At 45.5% G+C, this 22,177-nt stretch carries 18 protein-coding genes; 10 read left to right on the top strand and 8 right to left on the bottom strand.

Going from position 1 to position 22,177, the window contains the following annotated elements; genetic code table 11:
* Nucleotides 1-264: 264 nt before the first annotated feature.
* Nucleotides 265-1,194, top strand: coding sequence for a retropepsin-like aspartic protease family protein (locus RLO19_RS01710; protein WP_446353266.1), 930 nt, complete (start codon nucleotides 265-267; stop codon nucleotides 1,192-1,194).
* Nucleotides 1,195-1,494: 300 nt separating this feature from the next.
* Here RLO19_RS01710 and RLO19_RS01705 read toward each other — a convergent pair whose 3' ends face one another.
* From RLO19_RS01705 to RLO19_RS01690, 4 genes are all read right to left on the bottom strand, one after another.
* Nucleotides 1,495-2,409, bottom strand: coding sequence for an Rpn family recombination-promoting nuclease/putative transposase (locus RLO19_RS01705; RefSeq protein ID WP_446353264.1), 915 nt, complete (start codon nucleotides 2,407-2,409; stop codon nucleotides 1,495-1,497).
* Between the two features lie 289 nt (nucleotides 2,410-2,698).
* On the bottom strand, nucleotides 2,699-3,187 hold the full coding sequence (locus RLO19_RS01700) for a DNA-binding protein (RefSeq protein ID WP_446353262.1): 489 nt from the start codon (nucleotides 3,185-3,187) through the stop codon (nucleotides 2,699-2,701).
* Between the two features lie 224 nt (nucleotides 3,188-3,411).
* Entirely contained in the window at nucleotides 3,412-5,064 is a 1,653-nt protein-coding gene (locus tag RLO19_RS01695; protein WP_446353260.1) for a DUF3352 domain-containing protein, read from the bottom strand.
* Nucleotides 5,065-5,229: 165 nt separating this feature from the next.
* Nucleotides 5,230-6,549: an RNA-guided endonuclease InsQ/TnpB family protein gene (locus RLO19_RS01690; RefSeq protein ID WP_446353258.1), complete on the bottom strand. Its 1,320-nt coding sequence runs from the start codon at nucleotides 6,547-6,549 to the stop codon at nucleotides 5,230-5,232.
* Nucleotides 6,550-7,084: 535 nt separating this feature from the next.
* Between RLO19_RS01690 and fbp the strand changes: the two genes are divergently transcribed.
* The 6 genes from fbp to RLO19_RS01660 all read left to right on the top strand — a co-directional run bounded on the left by fbp (nucleotide 7,085) and on the right by RLO19_RS01660 (nucleotide 14,689).
* Nucleotides 7,085-8,149: a class 1 fructose-bisphosphatase gene (gene fbp / locus RLO19_RS01685; protein ID WP_446353256.1), complete on the top strand. Its 1,065-nt coding sequence runs from the start codon at nucleotides 7,085-7,087 to the stop codon at nucleotides 8,147-8,149.
* A 100-nt stretch (nucleotides 8,150-8,249) separates the two neighbouring features.
* Complete coding sequence (gene tal, locus RLO19_RS01680) at nucleotides 8,250-9,407, top strand: transaldolase (protein ID WP_446353254.1); 1,158 nt, start codon at nucleotides 8,250-8,252, stop codon at nucleotides 9,405-9,407.
* Nucleotides 9,408-9,905: 498 nt separating this feature from the next.
* A complete protein-coding gene (gene zwf, locus RLO19_RS01675; RefSeq protein WP_446353252.1) occupies nucleotides 9,906-11,435 on the top strand; it encodes a glucose-6-phosphate dehydrogenase in 1,530 nt (509 codons plus the stop codon).
* A 17-nt stretch (nucleotides 11,436-11,452) separates the two neighbouring features.
* Nucleotides 11,453-11,590 (top strand): hypothetical protein, encoded by a 138-nt coding sequence (locus RLO19_RS01670; RefSeq protein WP_446353250.1) that lies wholly within the window; start codon nucleotides 11,453-11,455, stop codon nucleotides 11,588-11,590.
* Nucleotides 11,591-11,641: 51 nt separating this feature from the next.
* Nucleotides 11,642-13,009, top strand: coding sequence for a glucose-6-phosphate dehydrogenase assembly protein OpcA (gene opcA, locus RLO19_RS01665; RefSeq protein WP_446353248.1), 1,368 nt, complete (start codon nucleotides 11,642-11,644; stop codon nucleotides 13,007-13,009).
* Between the two features lie 309 nt (nucleotides 13,010-13,318).
* Nucleotides 13,319-14,689, top strand: coding sequence for a cobyrinate a,c-diamide synthase (locus tag RLO19_RS01660; protein WP_446353246.1), 1,371 nt, complete (start codon nucleotides 13,319-13,321; stop codon nucleotides 14,687-14,689).
* A 667-nt stretch (nucleotides 14,690-15,356) separates the two neighbouring features.
* Here the strand turns inward: RLO19_RS01660 and RLO19_RS01655 are convergent.
* A complete protein-coding gene (locus RLO19_RS01655) occupies nucleotides 15,357-16,883 on the bottom strand; it encodes a phytoene desaturase family protein (protein ID WP_446353244.1) in 1,527 nt (508 codons plus the stop codon).
* Between the two features lie 12 nt (nucleotides 16,884-16,895).
* Nucleotides 16,896-17,207, bottom strand: coding sequence for a nuclease domain-containing protein (locus tag RLO19_RS01650; RefSeq protein ID WP_446353242.1), 312 nt, complete (start codon nucleotides 17,205-17,207; stop codon nucleotides 16,896-16,898).
* 420 nt (nucleotides 17,208-17,627) lie between these two features.
* On the opposite strand from RLO19_RS01650, the gene RLO19_RS01645 reads away from it, so the two are divergent.
* The 3 genes from RLO19_RS01645 to RLO19_RS01635 all read left to right on the top strand — a co-directional run bounded on the left by RLO19_RS01645 (nucleotide 17,628) and on the right by RLO19_RS01635 (nucleotide 21,322).
* Nucleotides 17,628-17,840, top strand: a complete 213-nt coding sequence (locus RLO19_RS01645) for a DNA-binding domain-containing protein (RefSeq protein ID WP_446353240.1) — start codon at nucleotides 17,628-17,630, stop codon at nucleotides 17,838-17,840.
* Nucleotides 17,841-17,951: 111 nt separating this feature from the next.
* Nucleotides 17,952-18,896, top strand: a complete 945-nt coding sequence (locus RLO19_RS01640; RefSeq protein ID WP_446353238.1) for a hypothetical protein — start codon at nucleotides 17,952-17,954, stop codon at nucleotides 18,894-18,896.
* A gap of 8 nt (nucleotides 18,897-18,904) precedes the next feature.
* A complete protein-coding gene (locus tag RLO19_RS01635; RefSeq protein ID WP_446353236.1) occupies nucleotides 18,905-21,322 on the top strand; it encodes an NACHT domain-containing protein in 2,418 nt (805 codons plus the stop codon).
* 43 nt (nucleotides 21,323-21,365) lie between these two features.
* On the opposite strand, the gene RLO19_RS01630 is transcribed toward RLO19_RS01635, so the two are convergent.
* The gene (locus tag RLO19_RS01630) at nucleotides 21,366-21,755 is read right to left on the bottom strand and encodes an aspartyl protease (RefSeq protein ID WP_446353234.1); all 390 of its coding nucleotides are present in this window, start codon (nucleotides 21,753-21,755) and stop codon (nucleotides 21,366-21,368) included.
* On the bottom strand, nucleotides 21,752-22,069 hold the full coding sequence (locus tag RLO19_RS01625) for a hypothetical protein (RefSeq protein WP_446336435.1): 318 nt from the start codon (nucleotides 22,067-22,069) through the stop codon (nucleotides 21,752-21,754). The genes RLO19_RS01630 and RLO19_RS01625 overlap by 4 nt, the downstream gene beginning before the upstream one ends.
* Nucleotides 22,070-22,177 lie beyond the last annotated feature (108 nt).

Here is a 22,177-nt window from a genome sequence, read left to right as displayed (position 1 = left end):
GTCAATTTACAACAATGAGGTTGGGGAAGTAAGCCTGTATCCCAACGCCCAATTAAAAATTATGGCGTGGGTCTTATTGCTCCCCCTTTCTCCCCACAACTAGATAATCCTGGATTGCCCACTGTCTCAGCAAGATCAGTTGTAGTCTCTGTCTAGATCGGCAAAACTGATCTTGATTTTCTTGCCCTCATAAGATAGTTGAGAAAGGCAAAATCATTCGTCATAATGAAAAGAAATAGCTCATGAGCGGTTTGAGCCGATACTATGTCATTTTGCGATCGCGCCGTCATCGTCTTTCTTTCTAGCACCTTAACATTAAGCATGGGTGCTTGTAGTCGTCTGGATTCCTCAGAGCGTCTGGAGGAGAACTCTCAACCGATTGTTAACTCAAGTGCGCCAAGTGTTTCCACTCAACCATCGACACCTCCAGAATCAGTAGAAACCACCACACAGCCATCCCCCCAAACCGCCACAGAACTTTATAAACAAGCGCTAGATGTTGCCTATAGCGCAGCGACGATTAGTCAATCTGCTCAATCGGCTGATGATTGGCAGTTAGTGAGCAGCCGTTGGCAAGAGGCGATCGCGCTTTTAGCATCAGTGTCATCGTCTAGTCCCCACTATGCGATCGCCCAGTCGAAAATCGCAGAATATAAACGCAATCTTAACATTGCCCAACAACAAGCCACTCGTCCTCCTATCCCTGATCCTGAACCCCTAACCGTCGCCACCCAAACTGTTACTAAAATCCCCAATTCCTCAGACGCAGATGCTGAAAATCCGGCGATATCCGAGAAACCCTTACAGGAGAATATAGAAACCCCAAAAATCGTTAAAGCGCCAATCAAGCAGCGAATTGGTGGAACACCTGTAATTGAAGTAACCTTTAATGGTGAACAAACCTTTAACATGGTTGTTGATACAGGGGCAAGTGGTACAGTAATTACTCAAGCCATGGCGCAGCGTCTGGGTGTAGTTCCAGAGGGTGAAATTACCGCCGATACAGCCAGTGCTAAGGGGGTTAAGTTTGCGATTGGTCAAGTGGATTCTATCGCTGTGGGAGAAGCGATTCAACAGAATATCAAAGTCGCGATCGGGGGTGCAGATTTAGACGTGGGTTTATTGGGTCAAGACTTCTATAGTCACTATGATGTAGTGATTCGAGAAGATGTTGTCGAATTTCAACACCGTTAAGGACAAAACCCTAGCCTTTGAGCTTAATCCATGCTTCTATCATGTCCGCTTTATCAATGGATAATTAATAATTGATAATTGACAATTGATTAATTGGGTCTAAGACCTCTTCGTTTAAGAAATTAAAAAAGATTTTCCTTAATTTCAATCCTCTTCTTTTAAGGAGAGGTCATTATCCATTGTTCATTATCCATTGTCAATTTGTGAATGATATAAAATTGTTACCTAGTACCAAACAGTTGAGGTAATTTTGTCAGGTCTACATTGCCACCGCTAATAATCACGCCGAGTCATTATCAATCAAGACAGCCAGTTGAGTAAATCTTCACGGGTATTAAAATCCCACAGTGCTTCTCCTAAACGTTCTAAATCTTGGGATGTCAAGGCTTCAATTGATGCGATCGCGTCAGCAGGTATTTCTCCAAAACGACGCTCAATCTGTCGCAATAGTAAACCTCTTTCGCCTTTTGTTATTCCCTCTATTATTCCCTCTTCTATTCCTTCCCTTTTGGCTAAACTCAATTCCCCTCGCCTGTCCTCCAATAATATTTCTTGTTTTTGGATTTCTTCCAATTCTTCAACAGTCAAACTAGCTTGATTTGCTATAGTTAAGGCTTTTTCAATTTGTGGTACTTCTCTCAGGTTTTCAGGAATGATTTCTAAGTTGGACGTTTCTTTGATAAAGTAGATCCACTTATCGATTACTGTCTCCAACTCTTCCAGCTTCTTCGTAAATTTTGGCAGTTCCACAAATACTAGCTTTAACTCATGCTCCTGATAGGGAAGGTGTTCGACGGCTTCTTGAAAGTAAAAACAGTTAATTACTTTTTCCGTTGATGAGAATAATTTAAAGTCAGTGATGGTTAAAGCAATGACCGGATTGAGATAAGAATATCCCTGTCCCGACTTGAGCTGATTGGTGTAGGTTTTACACAAGTTATAAATGACTCGTTTTTGAAACGCTTCAACATTCCAAACTTGCATTTCAATAATTACAGTTGTTTTATCGGCTAATACTGCCTTAACATCCAGATAACTATCTTTTAAATTGACCACATTGCCAGGATTATAGGGTTCGATAATTTCTAAGTCCTGGATGACGGAATTACCGCAGTATACCATGGCATTGAGGAAGGAAATTAGAATGTCCTTACTCTCGTTTGAGCCAAAGATTTTCTTGAACGCAAAGTCAGTTTTAGGACTGATAAATCTCATCGGTTTAGCCCGGTTTTGCTGAGTTGTTTGTCAAGGTCTTTATTTTGAGGATAACTCAATTCATGGGAATTGACTGGTTCTGGATGGGTTGAGTCCTACTTTATTTCTAATGCTCTCTAATTTTTGGGGGAGTAAGGCGTTGTTCTAATACCTTAACGGTGCTGAAGATACCTGCGATCGCTAGCAATACCATGATTTGAGTGAATGCCGTTTCCTGGTTAGGAGTGGTGAGACTAATCGTTTTAGTCGTAGTTTTCCTTCCTCACAAATCTATGGACTAACTTCTCAATTAAGACGAGCCGTCCTCCTGCCAAGAAATCACCCTAACGTTGTAAAACGTTTCGATCCAAACCTTAGCACCACATCTGGGACTATCTGGACGATAAACAACCCGGCATCCTCCCGGTATTTCTACCTCATGTCCATACACATTAGTCTTGCCGGTTTGGGGAGCCTGTGCCTTTGTCCCAATCACCGGCGTTGGGTCGCACCACTTTTTGACTGTAATCACCGGCTGGTGTGAGTTGTGTTTTTGATTCTGTCGAATTCTCTGTGAGTTAACGTGAATGATTGTTTTCGCTGGCTTTCTGGGATTGCGCCAACGGGGAGCCGGGCCTCTTTGACCTAGCTTAATCAGCGGTTTGCCGTTAAATAGAGGCATTAACCACATTTTCCCGGTCTTGTAAGCGCCTTCCACTCTACCGGAAATCAGCAGGACTCTCAGTCGAGCGGTAGAGATATTTAAAATTTCAGCGGCTTCTGTCGTACCGACGATCATGTTAACTATAAGGATAGCGTAATAGTTTTGAGTAAGGTAGTTGTAAACAGTTTACCAGCCCACAGCCAGGAATACCTGCCACCCGATCGCCGGGGTAAATTAAACTACGGTATAAGGCTTTAGCCCGGTTGCAGTACATCTGAAAGGGGGAACTTCAGATTAAAAATAACCCAAGCGCGATCGCGGACGTAGTGCAAGTCCTAGCGTCGGTCAATACAAGTATTTTATCGGTTAATAGTTTTAGGTTCAAGCGTAACAATCATTTCAAAAATATGAGTCGATGGGTTTTCTTGAGTCACAGTTCCGCCGATTCCTTGCACAGAATTTAAAATAGCTAAAGCAGTTTGGGTATCGGAGGAAGAGTCAGGTGTTTCTGGGATGGTATTTTCGAGAAAACCATTAACCACAGTCATCGTTTTATCCATATCCAGATAAAAGTAACCATTATTAGATTGAGGTAAAGTTTCTGTTACTGCAATAAACGATTCACTCTGATCTAGAGACGGTTCAGTCTTCGCCAGCATTTTTTCTATCATTGGTTCACCAATCGCGATAAATAGTGAGTTTTGATCCAGCCAACCATATCCTAACCAGGTTCCTTGTCCAGGAATTGTCCACTCAGTAACTGATTGTCCTTGAACGGTTCTCGGTAAAACTTGAATGGTATTCTGTTGAGCGAGGGTATCGAGTTGAGTTAATGTAGCTTGTGCGGTAGCGCGATCGCTGGTTTGAAAGACAATCACCCCACCAAAGCCAACGGGGGCGAGTATCCCTTCTGTGGAGGGAATCACGCCGAGGGCAAATTCCCCATCCATCCAGCCAAAGATACCGTTATCCACGTCTAAATTGATGCTATTGGCGGCACTTCTGAGGCTGTTGAGTCCTTGTTGCAATTGGGGATCGGTTTGGGCGGATTCTGCGATCGCATCCCATCCTTGGCTAATCCCATTTCCAGTTAACAGCATCATCGTTGAAGCGGGAAATTGACTGATAATTTGACCCGGATTGGGTTTAAATTCGACTTGAATTGGCGATGGTTCAACATTGGCGATGGTTTTTAGGCGGATTCCCACCTCATCAATCCCCATTCCCATTTTGACTGACTTAAAGGCTTGCAACTGTTCTAAGGTGGCGGGGGGTAAGGGTGCAACCTCTGGACTATTAGCAACCATCTCTTGCACAAAGGCGGTATAGTCAGGGATATAAAACTTGACAATTGGGTTGAGAATATCGATATCTTGGGAGAATAGCTTGGCAACATCCCCTTGGCTAGCCAGGGAGGGTTCTCCCTTAAAACTATCAATGGCTAATTGTACAGGTTTCACATCTTCAGATATGACCAAATGTTGTCTCAATACGGCTGAATAGAAAGTTTTTTCCGCGTCGGTTGTCTCCAAAATTGTTAACCCGTTATAGTCAATTTCCTGAGTTTTGCCCAGTTTGTCTTCGCGTTTTAATTGGCGGGCAAACTTTAAGAGATTGAATTTATTTTTGATGGTGACAACGGTTAAAACATGGGAGTCGTCTACAGCTTCAGGAGAAGTAGACGGTAAAACAGCAACCGTGACATTCCCCAGCCAAGGTTCTAAGTCTTTGTCGTAACTAATTTGGGAATCCTTAAAAGTTTCTGCTTGTAAATCCTCCAGACTCTGATTCACCAAAGTTTGTAGTTCTGGCGTGCCAAACTTCTGCAACTGCATCCAGGCTTGAGGGTCAGTGGAAATAAAGCCAACCATCACGGCTTCATCGGGGATAACTTTAGCACTGGCGGCTGGGGTATCTACGACACCCCAAAATCCTTGAGCGTAAAGATAAGCGGCGCCACCTCCTACAGCAACTAGGGTTGTGCCAATTATGATAAATTTTTTAAATGACATTTTAAATGTCTCCTAACGAGGGCTTGCTGAATAAGTATAGGGGTGAGGGGAGGGAACTTTTAATCGGGAACAGGGAAGAGTTTTCTCATGACTTCAACTCGTGACATCCTCCCACACTAACCCTAAACGGGTATAGTGTGGGCTTCCTTTGTCGTAGTCTTAGGGCTACGCTTGGGGCGTTTTATAGTGGGGAATATGCAAAAGCCCCACTCTCTTGATATTGATCGCCGCGTTCCAATCTCTGTCTAGAATCAATCCACACAAACACTCATGTACTCGGATTGATAAATCCTTTTGAACTAGGAGATCGCAACAAGAGCATACTTGACTCGTGTTATGAGGTTTCACTTTCACCACCAACTTACCAGCTTTTGCAGCTTTGTAAATGAGAATTGAGAGGAATTGACCCCAGCTAGCGTCATTAATTGACTTGTTTAAACCTGATTTTGCTGATTGTCCATTGGGCAAATACTTGCCATTAGCATCCTGTTTTGGCTTGTTTTTATGGGATAAGTTAGCGGACTTGATATCCTCAACAAAGAACACTTGTTCATTACGACCTACCAGTTGATTAGACGACTCATAATGGAATTGTTTCCGCTTCCGTTGTAGCTTTTGATGATGCTTAGATATCTTTTTTGCCAATTTGCGCCGTGATGCTGATTTGTGCGGCTTTTTGTCCTTGCGGTTTTGAAGCTTGGCTAGTTTGTCCTCTGACTTGCGATAGTGCTGTTGGATAGTTTCAACGGTTCCATCGGATGCTGTCCAGAATTTCTCTAAACCAACATCTAGCCCTAAGGAGTTCTCTTCATTTGCCTGTATCTCTGGTGGAGTCAGACTGGGGATGGTCTTATCCTCTAGCAATAAAGTCACATACCATCCATCTGCTTTGTGAGAGACTCGCCCCGTTTTAATAGTAAATCCTTCGGGAATAGGGCGATGATAAATAACTTTAACCTGACCAATCTTAGGTAGATTGATTTGAGCAATGTCTCGTCTAGCTTTCCCGTTTTTACGCTTATGGGGATTGGGCGAAACCGTTAGACAGTCTGCCTTAAGCTGAGGGAAACAAAATGTCCTGTAACGCTTGACCGACTTAAATCGAGGCTTGCCGCTTCTGTGTCTTTTAAAGTCACCATTGATGAACCGATTGAAGGTATCTTCTACTCGTTTAATTGCTTCCTGGATAACCTGAGAATGAACACCTTTATATAAGACATCATGAGACTCCCTTGACCAATGGTTAGCGCGTTTTTGAATGTAGTATGTTGGTTGGTCTTTAAGTTCTGGTAGGTGAGTGATATAGATTGAGCAAGCATTGACAGGTGAGCGGTTACACTCCCACCATTTAAACCGTTCCTCTAGCATTAAATTGTGTATACGGCACAATTTGTACAGCCATTCGTTTAGCTGTTTTGACTGTTGCTTATTTGGCACAATTCGATACTGGTAACTTGTCTTGAATGTGTCTTTGCTTCGCTTCAACTTCTATCACCTCCCACTACAATTATACGACTCTTGCCGATAAAGATTCAGAGTGAAAATAAATTTTTCTTCACTGGCGATTCATCTCAACGCCAAATCGTAGATTATGGCGTGAGGCTTCTCGCCAGATCAAGCTAAATTTTAGTTGATTAGTCCTTAACTGAGGTGGGTACTGTAGTGGCACAGCTATGGTGAAATAGATTTTACGGTTAAATCGGGCGCACCATCCGTGCGCCCCTACAGTTTCTGGGTATGAGGCTAAGCCATCTTACTTAGGTGTGCCATGCCGCGATCGCACTCCTGATCCCGAATCAGCCGGATTTGACATCATTTCTATGCAATCTGAGCAACTGCACTGCCGCCGCCAACGTGAAAAGATGTCAAAATTCCTCTAAGGTGAGACGCTTGTTTGTCAATGCCTCTATAAGATAGGGAGTAAAGTGGAAAAGACTACTATGCCAGATTGGTGAGCGAGGCTTCTTAACCCAAGACAGACCCTCCCTTACCAACAGCGCGACGATAAGGAGGACAAAATATGGCAGATGTGGAGAGGTCTTTAGTCGAAGAGCATTCTCTGGATCGGGATTGCACAACCCTATCCCGGCATGTTCTGCAACAGCTTAAGAGTTTCAGTGCCGACGCACAAGATCTCAGTGCCTTAATGAATCGTATTGCCTTAGCCGCAAAAATTATTTCCCGGCGGTTGAGTCGCGCTGATTTGGTCGAAGGTGCATTGGGATTTACCGGGAATGTGAATGTACAGGGAGAATCCGTCAAAAAGATGGATATTTATGCTAACGATGTGTTTATCTCTGTCTTTAAACAAAGTGGACTCGTTTGCCGCTTGGCATCCGAGGAAATGGAAAAACCCTACTATATTCCCGAAAACTGCCCGATTGGTCGTTATTCCCTAATCTATGATCCGATTGACGGCTCCTCGAATGTTGATATTAACTTAAATATCGGCTCAATTTTTGCCATTCGTCGGCAACAAGGCGACGACATCGACGGCGAAGCGAAGGATCTGTTGCAGGATGGACACCAACAAATCGCCGCAGGCTACGTGATCTATGGACCGAGTACAATGCTGGTTTACTCCATTGGTACTGGGGTGCATGGGTTTACCCTTGATCCCAGCTTGGGTGAGTTTATTCTGTCCCAGGAAAATATGAAAGTGCCAGAGCATGGACCGATTTATAGTGTCAATGAAGGAAACTTCTGGCAGTGGGATGAATCCATTCGAGACTATATTCGCTACGTTCATCGCCATGAAGGTTACACGGCTCGCTATAGTGGAGCATTAGTGGGAGACTTCCATCGGATTTTATGTCAAGGGGGCGTATTCATTTATCCGGGTACAGTGAAGAAACCGGAAGGGAAGTTGCGTCTACTGTATGAAACAGCGCCCTTAGCCTTTTTAATAGAACAAGCTGGGGGTCGAGCCAGTACCGGCACCCAAAACCTGATGGATGTGGTGCCCGAAAAACTCCATACGCGCACACCGTTGATTATCGGGAGTAAAGAGGATGTGGCGTTAGTGGAGTCCTTTATTCAAGAACGAACACGAGAATCAAAAGACGCGATCGCAGCTAGTTCTTAGCCAGAAGTCAACCGTGACGGATGATTGATGGTTCCTTCGGGAAGAGACATCAGCTTTGCATCAACAACAATAACCCATAACCTAATTTAGGAGTTTGATCATGACAGCAACAGCTAATAATCCGATCTTTGAAATCGAAAACAATTACGGTCAAAGTATCTGGATGGATAATCTCAGCCGTACTCTGATCGAATCCGGAGAACTCAAAGAGTTAATTGAGAATCGCGGTGTTCACGGGATTACCTCCAATCCAGCGATTTTTGAAAAAGCGATCGTCGGTAATGCAGTTTACGACGCTGATATCGAAGCTGGGATTAAAGCCAAAAAATCGGTGCAGGAGATTTATGAATCCCTTGTCTTTGAGGATATTCGCAACGCTTGTGATATTCTCCAACCGATTTATGAGAAAACTGGTGGACTCGACGGTTACGTCAGCATTGAAGTTCCCCCCACGATCGCGAAAGATACCGAAAGCACGATTAATGAAGCTCGTCGGTATTATCAAGCCATTGGTCGGGAAAACGTAATGATTAAAATCCCCGGCACCCCCGAAGGCTTGCCCGCCTTTGAGCAAGTGATTAGTGAAGGGATTAACGTCAATGTTACCTTACTTTTCTCAGTCCAAAGTTACATTGACACCGCTTGGGCTTATGTCCGAGGCTTAGAAAAGCGGGCAGAGAAAGGAGAAGATATTAGCAAGCTAGCCTCAGTTGCCAGTTTCTTCCTCAGCCGGATTGATAGTAATATTGACGATCGCATCGACGAAAAACTCAAACTTGGGGTTGACCGGATCGAGAAAGAGGTAAAACTGAAACAGGTGAAAGGCAAAGTCGCGATCGCGAATGCCAAAATCGCTTATCAGAAATTCAAAGAAATTATCCAAACCGATCGCTGGAAAGCCCTGTCCGCCAAAGGTGCCAACGTGCAACGCCTCTTGTGGGCAAGCACCAGCACCAAAAATCCTGACTACAGCGATGTCATGTACGTCGATGAGTTGATCGGTCCCAATACTGTCAATACCCTACCACCAAGTACAATCGAAGCTTGTGCCGATCACTGTTCTCCAGACAATCGGATTGAGACAGATGTGGAACAGGCGCATCAGTTAATTGACAACCTCAAAGATCCCGATATCGCGATCGATCTGGATCAAGTGATGGATGAACTACTTGATGAAGGTATTGACAAATTTGTCAAGCCCTTTGAATCCTTAATGTCCTCTCTGGATAGTAAAGTCAAAGACTTGGCAAAGGTATAACGGTTCTTTTGCGGGTGAGGTACACCCTACTGTAGGGGCGCAAGGATAGTCATTGGTGTCAACTTAAGGTTAAACCGTTACTCAATAAGAGATCCCCCCTAGCCCCCCTTTTTGATCCCCCTCCCGTCCCCCTTTTTGATCCCCCTTCCGTCCCCCTTCAAAAGGGGGAAACCAGATGTTGATTCGCTTTTTGTTCCATGGGGGAAGCCAGAAGTTGCTTCGCTTTTTGTTGCACGGGGGGAATAATAAACGAATCAAAGTCCCCCTTTTGAAGGGGGATTTAGGGGGATCTAAACTGTGAAGTACTGCTAACATCCATAACGGAAGTCAATCGGGGAAAGACTTTAAGCTTAAGTTGACACGGATGAAGGATAGTGCCCTTACCGATGTAGCGCATTAGACACGGTGTCGGGGCGGGCGCGAGTCAAATGTGGGTGAGGTCAAAAACGATAATAGTCAAACCCGCCCCTACAAAAAATTCAACAATCAAAACTCAAAATGGTGACATTTACAGAAAATCCCCTGCGCGTTGGTTTACAACAGGAACGGAGTCCAGAACCACTAATTTTAGTGATTTTTGGCGCATCGGGAGACTTGACCCAACGCAAGCTAGTACCCGCCCTGTATCAGCTCAAACGCCAACGACGGCTTCCCGCCGAAATTACAATTGTTGGTGTAGCCCGTCGAGAATGGAGTCATGACTATTTTCGGGAACAGATGCGGGAAGGGATCGAGGAGTTTTCTGATGGAATTCACTCCGAAGAACTGTGGAACGATTTTGCTGAAGGGCTATTCTACTGTCCCGGTAATATGGATAAGCCGGAAAGCTATCAGAAATTAAAAGCATTTTTGGCAGAACTGGATGGCAAACGGGGGACGCGGGGAAATCGGGTATTTTATCTAGCCGTTGCGCCTAAGTTTTTCCCCGAAGCCATCCGCCAACTGGGGACAGCCGGAATGCTGGCAGATCCGATCAAGCATCGCCTGGTGATCGAAAAACCCTTTGGTCGAGATTTGAGTTCAGCCCAAATTCTCAACCGGGTGGTGCAGCAAGTGTGTCGTGAGGATCAGGTTTATCGGATTGACCACTACTTGGGCAAAGAAACTGTTCAGAATCTCTTAGTCTTCCGCTTTGCCAACGCCATATTTGAACCCTTGTGGAATCGCCAGTTTGTGGATCACGTTCAGATTACCGTAGCCGAAACCGTGGGCGTCGAAGATCGAGCGGGTTACTATGAAAGCTCAGGTGCACTGCGGGATATGGTGCAGAACCATTTGATGCAACTGTTTTGCTTGACAGCAATGGAACCTCCCAATTCTCTGGATGCAGATAGTATCCGGACTGAAAAGGTAAAAGTAGTGCAGGCAACACATTTAGCCGATATTAATAACTTAGAATATTCAGCTGTTCGGGGTCAGTACAAGGCAGGGTGGATGAAAGGGCAGGCAGTACCAGGATATCGAGAAGAAGAGGGCGTTGATCCCAACTCCATCACTCCCACTTACGTGGCGATGAAACTCCTGATCGATAACTGGCGTTGGCAAGGTGTTCCCTTCTATCTGCGGACAGGGAAGCGGTTACCGAAGAAAGTTAGTGAGATTGCGATTCAATTTCGCGATGTCCCCTTACTGATTTTCCAATCCGCCGCCCAACAAACCAGCCCCAATGTGCTAACGATGCGGATTCAACCCAATGAAGGGATTTCCCTGCGATTTGAGGCAAAAATGCCGGGTCCGCAGCTACGTACCCGCACAGTGGATATGGATTTTAGCTATGGCTCATCCTTTGGCATGGCGACATCCGATGCCTACAATCGATTATTACTCGATTGTATGTTGGGGGATCAAACGTTGTTTACCCGTGCCGATGAAGTGGAAGAAGCATGGCGGGTGATTACCCCAGCCCTATCAGCTTGGGAAGCACCCACTGACCCCAAATCAATTCCCCAATACGAAGCTGGGACTTGGGAACCCACGGAGGCGGAAAACCTGATTAATCGGGACGGGCGCCGCTGGCGTAGACCCTAGTAATGTAGAGACGTTGCATGCAACGTCTGGGAGCAGGGGGAGCAGGGGGAGCAGGGGGAGCAGGGGAAGATGTAGCTTGCTTCTTTTTGGGAGCGAGTGTGACGAATGACGTAGCTTGCTTCTCGATGAAAGCGAGTATGACGAATGACGAATGACCAATGACGAATGACTAATAACCAAAAACAAATAACGAAGGATAAATAACGATGGTACAATCTCCTCCAATTCTTTCTCTACAATCGCCCAAAGAGATTTCCTTACATGAAATTGAGGAAGAACTTCGGGATATCTGGCAAAGCTACAGTACAACAGATGGGAACAGCGATGTTCCCACTGCTGTACGGGCAACCACCTTTACGTTGGTGGTTTATGAACCCGAAGAAACTCAACTACTTTTAAGCGCATTGGGATATTATTCAGGTCCGATTGACGGAATTATCGGACCGCGTATGTTTGCCGCGCTCAAAGCCGCACAGAAAGCTTATGGACTGCCTAGAACAGGTAAGGCGGATGAAAAAACCAAGACAAAACTGCGCCAAGAGCATAATGAACTGAATCAGCAACAGGCAAATGGAAATGGGGAAACCAAACGGCAACCCTATTCGGCTGATATAGAAGCATCGGGAATTGCTGATGCGATCGCGGCGGCGAATCCTTGTCGGATTATCGCCCTATGCCCCATTGTCGGTGAAGATGAAGGGGTGAATGTTCAAGTCTCTGCCTCTTGTCCCATTCAAAAGCACAGTAAAAGTACCCTGGTTTGCTGCGAATACATTACCTTGAGTGGCACAACGGCAGCTTTAGAGCGTATCGGGGGTATGATCTGTGAACTGATGATTGGTGATCTGCCTAAGTTTGTTTGGTGGAAGGGAACACCCGATCCGGATTATGGGTTATTCAAACGACTGGCTGGGGTTAGCAATAGCGTGATAATTGATTCCAGTGCCTTCCAAAAACCCGAAATTGGGTTATCGCGACTACAGGAATTCATCACCCAAGAGATACCCATGGCTGACCTCAACTGGCGGCGGTTAGCCTCGTGGCAAGAGTTGACGGCTGAGGCATTTGATCCGCCAGAGCGTCGCTCTGCCCTCAAAGAGGTTGACCAAGTTACCATCGATTACGAGCAAGGCAATCCCGCTCAGGCTTTAATGTTTCTGGGGTGGTTGGCGTCTCGACTCCAGTGGCGTCCGGTTTCTTATCAGAAGGAGGGTGGGGAATATGATATTCGACGGGTTAAATTCACCACTCCCGAACATCGCACTGTAGAAGCTGAATTAGCCGGGATTCCCACGGTTGATGTGGGAGAAGTGGCGGGAGATTTGATTAGCCTACGTTTGGGTTCAACTAATATGGACGCTGACTGCTGCACGGTGTTATGTTCAGAAACCACCGGTTGTATGCGGATGGAGGCACATGGCGGGGCGCAATCGTGCCGTATTCAGCAGGTTACTCCGATGTTTGACCAAAAAACGGAGCAGTTGTTGAGTCAGCAGTTGCAACGTTGGGGTCGCGATTTGCTGTATGAAGAAACTCTGGCGGTGGCTGGGCAGATCCTGAAAGCTGGGAGTTAGGGATTAGGTATGGGTTTATGGTGTAGGGTGTGGGGGTTGTAGAGACGTGCCATGGCACGTCTGCCATGGCACGTCTAGGATCAGGGGGAGAGGAGGGCGGGTTTCGCACAAACGTTATTATCCACAACCAAGCATAAAGTCCCTAAACCCGCCCCTACACATTCACGGGCAATGTCCGACTAGCGAAGCGAAGGGTAAATGGGGGAATCGGGGCGGGTTTAGTTGCATCCCTTGTCAGGTAAGAAACGATAGTAGTAAAACCCGCCCCTACACATTCACGGGCAATGCCCAAAATGTTCCTACATTTCTATGGCTTTAATCATTGCTGGTGAACGAAGTGGGGTGGGCAAAACAACGGTGACGCTTGCCCTACTTTCGTGTTTATCGCGGCGGTATCGTCGAGTACAATCCTTTAAAGTGGGTCCGGATTACATTGACCCGATGTTTCATCAACGGGTGACGGGGCGCCCCTGTCGTAATTTAGATCCGGTGTTAACGTCCGAATCCTATGTTCAAGCCTGTTTTAACCGTCATCTGGACGGCGTAGACTATGCTCTGATTGAAGGGGTAATGGGGTTGTTTGATGGGGCATCAGGACGCGATGATGTTGCCAGTACAGCGCATATTGCCCGACTGTTACATGTTCCTGTGCTGTTGGTTTTAGATTGTAGTCGCTTATCTCGCTCCGTCGCCGCGATCGCACAGGGGTATCGTTCTTTTGATCAGAGTATCCAAGTGGCTGGGGTGGTGTTGAATCGAGTGGGGAGCGATCGCCATTTAGAATTACTTCAAGATGCCCTAGAACCCTTACAATTACCCATACTCGGTGTACTCCGGCGTCAGGATAGTCTGAGGATTCCTGATCGCCATCTGGGTTTAGTTCCCACCGATGAACTGACTTTTCTTTTTCAGTTAATTGACCAACTGGCTGATATTGGCGAAACTTGCTTTAATTGGGAGTATTTATTGCCGCTGTTGAGGGCAGATCGTCACGATTCAACGGTCAACCATCAACCCTTAACCCCTGGTGTCTCTCAACCCATTACCCGAATTGCCATCGCTCGCGATCGCGCCTTTAGTTTCTACTATCAAGATAATCTGGATTTATTGCAAAAATTGGGAGCCCAATTAGTTCCCTGGAGTCCCCTAGGGGATACCACGTTACCCGCAGGTGTGCAGGGACTTTATTTTGGCGGCGGCTTCCCGGAAGTATTTGCTCAGGAATTGGCGGATAATATCGAGGCGCGTCAGGCGGTATGGAATGCTATTGTGCAAGGAATGCCCACCTATGCTGAATGCGGCGGTTTGATGTATTTATGTCAAGAGGTTACAGATTTTGAGGAGAAATCTTGGTCGATGGTAGGGATATTACCCACAAAGGCGGTAATGGGTAAACGTTTAACCCTGGGATATCGTCAAGCAACAGCATTACAAAATACACCCTTAGTATTAGCCGGTGAAAAAGTTTGGGGACATGAATTTCATCGTTCCCAGTTAACCGCAACTCCTGAGCATCCTTTATTTGAAATCCAAGGATATGAGCCGAAGGGGAAAGTGAGTATTGAGGGGTGGAAAATGTATCAGATACATGCATCCTATATTCATTTGCATTGGGGGGGGAAAATAGAGATTCCTGGGCGTTTTTTGAAATATTGTCAGCAATTTAATTCACGTTCGTAGTTGGGAATTTGTCGTAAGATCTGAGTCTACGGATTTAACCCTTTCAACCTCACCGCTTTCGTCTCCCCCTGACATATCCAAGCGCCCCAGAAGTAAGGAGGGTCTGCTGAATAAGTCTGGTGGAGGAAGCAGGGGGAGCTCTTGAAGCGTTGGGCGATGCTTTCTCCCAAACGGCGGGTGCCTTCGGCGCGTTGGAATCGGGAATTGGTTAGGGTGGTGATTGACCTCTCCCCCAGCCCCTCTCTATCCCCCCTAACCCCCCTTTGAAAGGGGGGGAGAAAGGGGAAAATGTACTATGGCTACCCCAGCTAAGAGACGTAGCATGCTACGTCTGGAACAAACCCGGCTCCCCCGGCTCCCAATACCATCAGCCTCGAAATCTCACCCGTGAGTCTCCGAGTCTCGCGAATGACACTCTGAGCCTGAGTAAATGACGCTATGAGCCTCGCCAATGACGCTATGAGCTTGGATGAAGGACACTCTGAGCCTCGTCAATGACGCTATGAGCGTGGGGTAAGGACACTCTAAGCCTCGTCAATGACGCTATGAGCGTAGGGGAATGACACTCTGAGCGTGGGGGAATGACACTCTGAGCGTGGGGGAAGGACGCTCAGAGCCTCGCCAATGACGCTTTTAGCCTCACCGATACAATTCCTCAACTCCAACCTCAATTACACCCTTTGTTACCCAGATATGCCAATAACTCGGCAGTTTGCGAGGGTGTCACTAAGGTATTGGCGCAAAGAATACCTGAACCCGCCACCGCAGGCACCCCAATTCCTGGCATTGTACTATCCCCCACCCGATACAATCCGGGAATCGGCGTGTGACAACTGGGAAACATGGCTTTACCTGCTGCGATCGCGGGACCATAAGTTCCTTGATAGCGACGTAAATAATCAGAATGAGTTAAGGGTGTACCAATCAGTTCTAAGGTAATCCGTTCTCGAATATCCGGAATCACCCGTTCTAACGCCCGGAATAAGGATTGCGATCGCGCCTTTTTCTTCTCCTTATATTTATCATCACGCTGCCAACCCTGGTAGGGTTCTAAGGTATAGGCATGAATCACATGATGACCCATCGGGGCAAGATTAGCATCCCATACCGAGGGAATAGAAATCATGCAGGTATTACCCGGTTCAGTAATATCCCGATTAGCATCGTGAACCACGACATGATGTCCTGTCAATCCCTCTAACCCCTCCGCCCGAATCCCTAAATGTAGGTGCATGAAACTCTCTACGGCTGGGGTTTCTAGGGACTGTTTCCGGTACGCTTTGGGTAAGTCTTCTGGGCGCAATAACTGACTGTAGGTATCCCAAATTGTGGCATTAGAGATCACCACCGGGGCGTTCAACACCTCTCCCCGTTGCAACCGCACCCCAACCACTTTCCCCCCTTGGACTAAAATTTGGTCAACATGGGCATTTAGGCGCAACTCACCCCCCCAGCGTTCTAACCCACGCACCAACGCCTCTACAATCGCCCGACTTCCACCCAGGGGATACTCCACACCCGCACGGGAACGTTCCCCTAACATAAAGGCTACCTCAGGCGCGATCGTTCCCTGTGCCTTTAATCCCGATAACAAAAAGCATTCCACATCAATCAGCCGCCGCACCCAGGGATCACCCACGGTTTCATCCATGATTTTGCCCACAGAATTCTGGACAAGTCCCAGGTGAGGCAGTAATTTTAAGAGCGAGGGTAAATAACGTCCCACTAAAACTGGAATCACTTGCAAATCCGATCGTAATGCGATCGTGGGAATCTCTCGCAACCCCTCATAGAGAGAAAGCAGGCGTTTTTCAAATTGTGCCAATTCTTTCGCGCCTTGAGGCGTAATCTCCGCCACGGCTTCTCGATACCGTTGGGCGTCACTATACACAGGTAACGTCGCTTCGGGAAAATGGTAATGTCCTAGGGGGTCATAGGGAACCGTTTCTAACGACTCGCCCAGGACATCCAAAACTTGCCGTAAGGGGTTAAGACTGGGGCGTTGGTGACTCAAGCCACAATAAAACGAAGGACCCGAATCAAACTCAAACCCCTGTCGGTGGAAACTATGCGCCGCACCGCCGGGAATAGCATGGCTTTCACAGACTAGCACCCGCTTGCCATAACGGGCGAGTAAAGCACCCGCCGTCAATCCGCCAATCCCGCTACCGATAACAATTACATCCAGACTCATGAATTCACGCGATTACACAACCGTGAGGGCGTTCTCTAACACAGGATACAGGTGCTGCTGTAGTTTAGCCTCATTTCCAGGATAGGCTGGAAGCGCTTCAATTTCTCCTCCGGAATATGACTTGTAGGAACCAGGATAAAGAATCGCCGCATATTGCACAACTTGATTACCCGTTCTATCTTGGATGGCGTCATGATAGGTATGCATTTTTTGGATATCTGCTGCTTTCGGCTTTCCTTGATTGCCTAAATTATCCTGTGTTTCACTATAGAGTTTATACTTAGGGTCAAAAAAGTAAACCGTTTGTAATCGCTTTGGTAACACCAATAACCTGGAGCATAGCGTAGATTTGAGATAAATAGGTGATTTATCGGGGGAGTTGGCGACGCCTGCGCGTTCTTTTATTGTAGGGGGTGATTGTCAACCTGTAAGCCGAATCCGTTTTTGATGCAATGGCGACTGGAAGTCGCAGCTACACAAACAAAGTCCGCCTGCGCGGACTAGATTATATAGCACTATACTCTAAGGTTAGGACAAAAAAAGAAAAATTTAAATCGCTCAATCCCTTGATGAGTCAGTGTTTTTCTTCACTATTGCCTATTGCATAGCGCGTAGCGCTATAAAGGGGGTGGGATGCTTTGATTGGGAAGGGGTTAGGGTGAAACGTTTAAGATTTGATACGACACCCTTGTCAAATTCCGCTAGGCATTGGCTAGATTAAAATATCTTTTTCCGGTTTTCCCGATGAACTCAGTCCAACTCGGTATCCGCATTCCTACTCATCTCAACCAACGTCTGACTGACTACATCGAACGCACGGGGTTGTCGAAGACGGAGGTGGTGATTAATGCGTTGGCGTCTTATATGGGGTGTAGTGAGGAGATTCCCCTGAATGAACGGGTGGCGTCTCTGGAGGCGAAGATGATGGTGTTGGAGGGGTTGGTTAAAGGAGGCTAATGTTTAGCAAAGTTTTGAAAAAAAGGATTAACAATTCACCCTAGACAACATTTTTAGTCATACTGACACCGAAAGCGAATGGCATGAAAGCTGATGAGGTTCTGAGACGATATGCAGCAGGGTGACCCTGAACCTCGCCGCAAACCCGATAACCGGGAAGAAGAGTTTGAAGATGGGGATTTTGCTGACTTTATCAAGCCTATAGTTGATACCCTTGATCTCTATCACAATCAAGGGGTTGATCCTCGCGCCATTGCAATTTCCTTTAAGCAGTTAGCTGAAAATAATCCCGAGGCTGAGTTAGAGATTGTGGCGATGGAGAAACGGGGTAAAGATAAGTTCTTACTCCGTGCAGCAACGGCTCCTGGCGCTGATCATTCTAAGCTGAATACTGAGTATTTCAAGACTTATAACCAGATTAAAGCCTTAGCCGAGGCAGAGGTACAGGCACTACTCGCTGAGAAAGATAGCCGAATTTCCAGTTTAGAGACTATGGTAGAGACGGCGCTACAGCGTCCAAACTTTTATACACGCAATCAAATACAAGAGGTAACGAACATGACTAACAATCCTGGTGGATTTTCTGTGGGTGGTTCTGTCGGCGGCGATATCAGTAACCGTCAAGTTCAAGGCAAAAATAACCGAACCCTTGAAGGTGACAATAACATTCAGGGTGACAATAACCAAAGTGTTCACGGTAACAATAACCAATTAACCTACGGTCAAAATTCTGCAACGGCTGAGGAACAGCTCACGAAAGCTGATGTTATTAAGCTATTAGCAGAACTCGACAAGCTGGTTCGAGGAGCAGAACTCCCGGAAGATACTAAAGAAGAAGCCACCATGTATCTGGGTGCTGCTAAAAAAGCAACGGAAAAAGAGGAACCGAAGAAAGAAACCGCACTCGCCAACCTGGAAAGTGTTGCAGAAACTCTTGAAACCGCGAGTAAGACGGTTGACATCGGGAAAAATTTCTGGGATACAGCCAAGCCAATTATCTCTAAAATTGCGGGTTGGTTAGGTGCAGCTGCTGGTTCTTCTCTCCTGGGTTTATAAACTAATTCATGAACCAGTTACCTGATTACAATTCCGAGGAACAACAGCCTGATGTGAATTCATCAGTTGAGCATCAGGCTGATAATTTTCAGGTGGATGGGGATATATCAACTGTCCAAGGGGATAGTAATCGCGTTATTCACCGAGAAAGTAACCGAAATATCCAGGGAGATAGAAATAGTGTAATTCAGGGAGACGGAAACCAAGCAATTCAAGGGAATAACAGTCAGATTAACAACGTCTGGAATTTTTTTAATCGACAGGAAGCTGTTGGCGGAACTCAATTAACTCCACAAGAATGCCGCAATCGTCAGGCGTTACTCAATAAAGTCAACAACTTTTGGGTCAAAGGTGTTCTAGAAAAATCACCCTACAATCAGGTGAGGATTGAGTTGGGGTTGGAGGAACGCCCCGATGCGGTTACTAATCCTTGGAACCTCATTATAGAGACGGATGACTCCTCGCCTCAACCTCTCCCCGATGGAACTAAAATAATTGATATCTTTGACCAAATCGGTGAAGGGCGGACGCTACTAATATTAGGGGAACCTGGGTCAGGAAAAACCACGACGTTATTGGAACTCACACGCGATTTAATTGCCCGTGCTAAACAAAATAGTAATCTCCTAATTCCCGCTTTTTTAAATCTTTCAGCTTGGACTAATAAACAGCAAAAAATAGCTAATTGGTTAGTGGAAGAACTTTATACTAGGTATGATATTCCAAAGGATATTGGACAAGTCTGGGTAACACAACAGAAACTTCTACCTTTGCTGGATGGTTTAGATGAAGTAAAGGCGGAGTATCGAGGCGACTGTATTGCAGCATTGAACCAATTCAAGCAAGAGTATGGTGCAGAATTGGTGGTGTGCAGTCGGATTAAAGACTATGAATTCTTATCTAACCGTCTGAATTTTCAAAGTGCTGTTTATATAAGATTGCTGACTTTAGAGCAAATCTATAATTATTTGGATAGTGTCGGTGCTGACTTAGCGGGGTTAAGGGTATTAATGGCAAAAGATACAGTATTGCAAGAGTTAGCTTCCTCACCTCTAATGCTCAATATTATGACTCTGGCTTACCAGGGAGTTGCGGTTGAGGACTTGCCCAAAACTGATGTGGTGGAAGAACGGCGTAGGCAGCTATTTGATGCATATATCGAGAAAATGTTTAAGCGTCGGAAGGCTAATCAGCGATACTCAAAGGGGCAAGTAATGCGCTGGCTGATTTGGTTGGCGCAGCAGATGGTTCAGGAGTCGTCAACAGTATTTTTAATTGAGGAAATGCAGCCTCGTTATCTAAAAAATAAATTCCGTCAATGGCAATATTGGGTGTTACTTTTCATAATGAATTTAGTGACTTCTGGAACTATTGCTACGATTGTTGTTTTGCAATGGTTTCAGCATCATCATTCATTCTCATGGTTATTTATTTCCAATAGCATATTACTATTCGGCTCATACGGTGGATTTATTTTATCTACTGGGTCTAAAGCTGATGGTATACGATTAATAATGTATCCCATCGTTCAAGTTTTTTGCTTTCTATTCAGGAAAAAGCTACCAAGAGAGTTCCAAGATAATATACCTATTCTTCATGACATTGATCTCTCTTCGAGATTTCGATTAAAAGTCCCTTCACTGAGAGATTTGAAAGATAAAGTATTGAAACCTTCGCTAGGAAAAACTTTACGGATATCCGAGTTGATGTGGCAGATACTGCTATTGCCGATTATCATACCAATTCATATACTTTTCGGAAAATTAGCCTATGCAATCGGCATGGAAAAGTTAGGCAGCAATTCAAAAGAATATTTTGAGTTGCTAATTCAAAGCTCTAGAGCAGTTACTAATGAAGTCAACGAATCAATAGATTCCAATCAAAACTCAAATGATATTTTTCTATATGCGATAATTTTTCTATATACGATACTGTATCAGTATGTACATATGATTAAATTAAAAGGAGGCTTGTTAATCAATGTACTTTTCAGATTATTTACCTTTATTATAGGATTATTTTTATTCATTATTTATTCGAGTATAAGCTTCCTTTGCATTGTGACATCCGAAGAAATAGAAGAATCGCCAGCTCCCAACTATCGAGTAAGAGAGGCTTCAAAAACTGCATTTTTAATTTCAATACTTTTCTGTATTTTTTATATCATAGCTTTCCAAATTCCAGTTATATACTATCGAGGCATTTCTTGTATTCTTGGCTTTTTGGCTTGCTTTAGTTATTTACCTTTGCTCCAACATCTATCTCTGCGCCTTGTCCTTTGGCAAAGTGGTGCTATCCCCTGGAACTACGCTCGCTTCCTCGACTACGCCGCAGAACGAATCTTCCTACAAAAAGTAGGTGGCGGCTACATCTTCATCCACCGAATGCTGATTGAACACTTTGCCCAGATGGAACTTGAACGCTAAACCCCCACCGGATAAAGCTTACAAAGCAATACCCAACATCACTCTAACTCCCATTACTCCCCCGATGCTCTAACGTTAACACTCCCACTGGCGCATCTACGACTAACCGCATCATTCCCAGCCACTGTAACCCCAGCAAAACATCAGGAATTTCTTCGCCCACATGAACAGGAATCCTGTACTCAACCCCATCAATACTCACCGTTCCCTCATACAAATCAAACACATCTTGTCCTTGTGCTGTTCGCATGGCTCGATTTCGTTCAATCACCAGCCACCCCAATCCATCAATATCTTGACTATTAACGGCTAACCAACCTGTCGTAAATCCCGTATCCAACAACGCATCAACTTGAAACGCTTCTCCCTCGGCTGTAATCAAATCAATCTCAAAAAAAAGCTCACCCATACTGCCAAATCTGCCAGAAATCATATCATGCCACAGGCTCCAGTCTCATTAATTCGGAATGTCATTAGCCAGCCAGTCGGATGCTTTTGACGTGCCTTTTCCACCGCCTTATCTTCATCAGCGTCAATGAAATAGTCTCCACTATTTGGCTCAATCAGTATAAACCAGTTATAGTAATCACTCATTAACTCATCTCGAACTCGTTCAAAAACCGGGAAACAGCGTTGATACCGTGCGTTTCGTTCCGCTTTACGTCTTGCCAGTTCTTGCGGCGGTATTGTATGTTGAGGAAATATTCGGCCCCGACGTAAGGGGCGCTGGGTTTGCTGCTGGGTCATACTTAATTTTTATTGAGATAAGCTAAAACGCATTTAAATTGTGTATTCCCTGTTGCCATTGCTGGGTTAACATCGACATTCGCTGCTGTTACCCCTCAGTATTCTAGC

The sequence above is a fragment of the Coleofasciculus sp. G2-EDA-02 genome, assembly GCF_040226375.1.
Lineage (GTDB): Bacteria > Cyanobacteriota > Cyanobacteriia > Cyanobacteriales > Coleofasciculaceae > Coleofasciculus.
Note: the sequence above shows the minus strand (reverse complement) of the source record. Positions and strands in the feature narration are given on the sequence as shown.

Coding starts and splice junctions, on each gene's coding strand:
- RLO19_RS01710 (WP_446353266.1), top strand. CDS start 265: ATGTCATTTTGCGATCGCGCCGTCATCGTCTTTCTTTCTAGCACCTTA.
- RLO19_RS01705 (WP_446353264.1), bottom strand. CDS start 2,409: ATGAGATTTATCAGTCCTAAAACTGACTTTGCGTTCAAGAAAATCTTT.
- RLO19_RS01700 (WP_446353262.1), bottom strand. CDS start 3,187: ATGATCGTCGGTACGACAGAAGCCGCTGAAATTTTAAATATCTCTACC.
- RLO19_RS01695 (WP_446353260.1), bottom strand. CDS start 5,064: ATGTCATTTAAAAAATTTATCATAATTGGCACAACCCTAGTTGCTGTA.
- fbp (WP_446353256.1), top strand. CDS start 7,085: ATGGCAGATGTGGAGAGGTCTTTAGTCGAAGAGCATTCTCTGGATCGG.
- tal (WP_446353254.1), top strand. CDS start 8,250: ATGACAGCAACAGCTAATAATCCGATCTTTGAAATCGAAAACAATTAC.
- zwf (WP_446353252.1), top strand. CDS start 9,906: ATGGTGACATTTACAGAAAATCCCCTGCGCGTTGGTTTACAACAGGAA.
- RLO19_RS01670 (WP_446353250.1), top strand. CDS start 11,453: ATGCAACGTCTGGGAGCAGGGGGAGCAGGGGGAGCAGGGGGAGCAGGG.
- opcA (WP_446353248.1), top strand. CDS start 11,642: ATGGTACAATCTCCTCCAATTCTTTCTCTACAATCGCCCAAAGAGATT.
- RLO19_RS01660 (WP_446353246.1), top strand. CDS start 13,319: ATGGCTTTAATCATTGCTGGTGAACGAAGTGGGGTGGGCAAAACAACG.
- RLO19_RS01655 (WP_446353244.1), bottom strand. CDS start 16,883: ATGAGTCTGGATGTAATTGTTATCGGTAGCGGGATTGGCGGATTGACG.
- RLO19_RS01645 (WP_446353240.1), top strand. CDS start 17,628: ATGAACTCAGTCCAACTCGGTATCCGCATTCCTACTCATCTCAACCAA.
- RLO19_RS01640 (WP_446353238.1), top strand. CDS start 17,952: ATGCAGCAGGGTGACCCTGAACCTCGCCGCAAACCCGATAACCGGGAA.
- RLO19_RS01635 (WP_446353236.1), top strand. CDS start 18,905: ATGAACCAGTTACCTGATTACAATTCCGAGGAACAACAGCCTGATGTG.
- RLO19_RS01630 (WP_446353234.1), bottom strand. CDS start 21,755: ATGATTTCTGGCAGATTTGGCAGTATGGGTGAGCTTTTTTTTGAGATT.
- RLO19_RS01625 (WP_446336435.1), bottom strand. CDS start 22,069: ATGACCCAGCAGCAAACCCAGCGCCCCTTACGTCGGGGCCGAATATTT.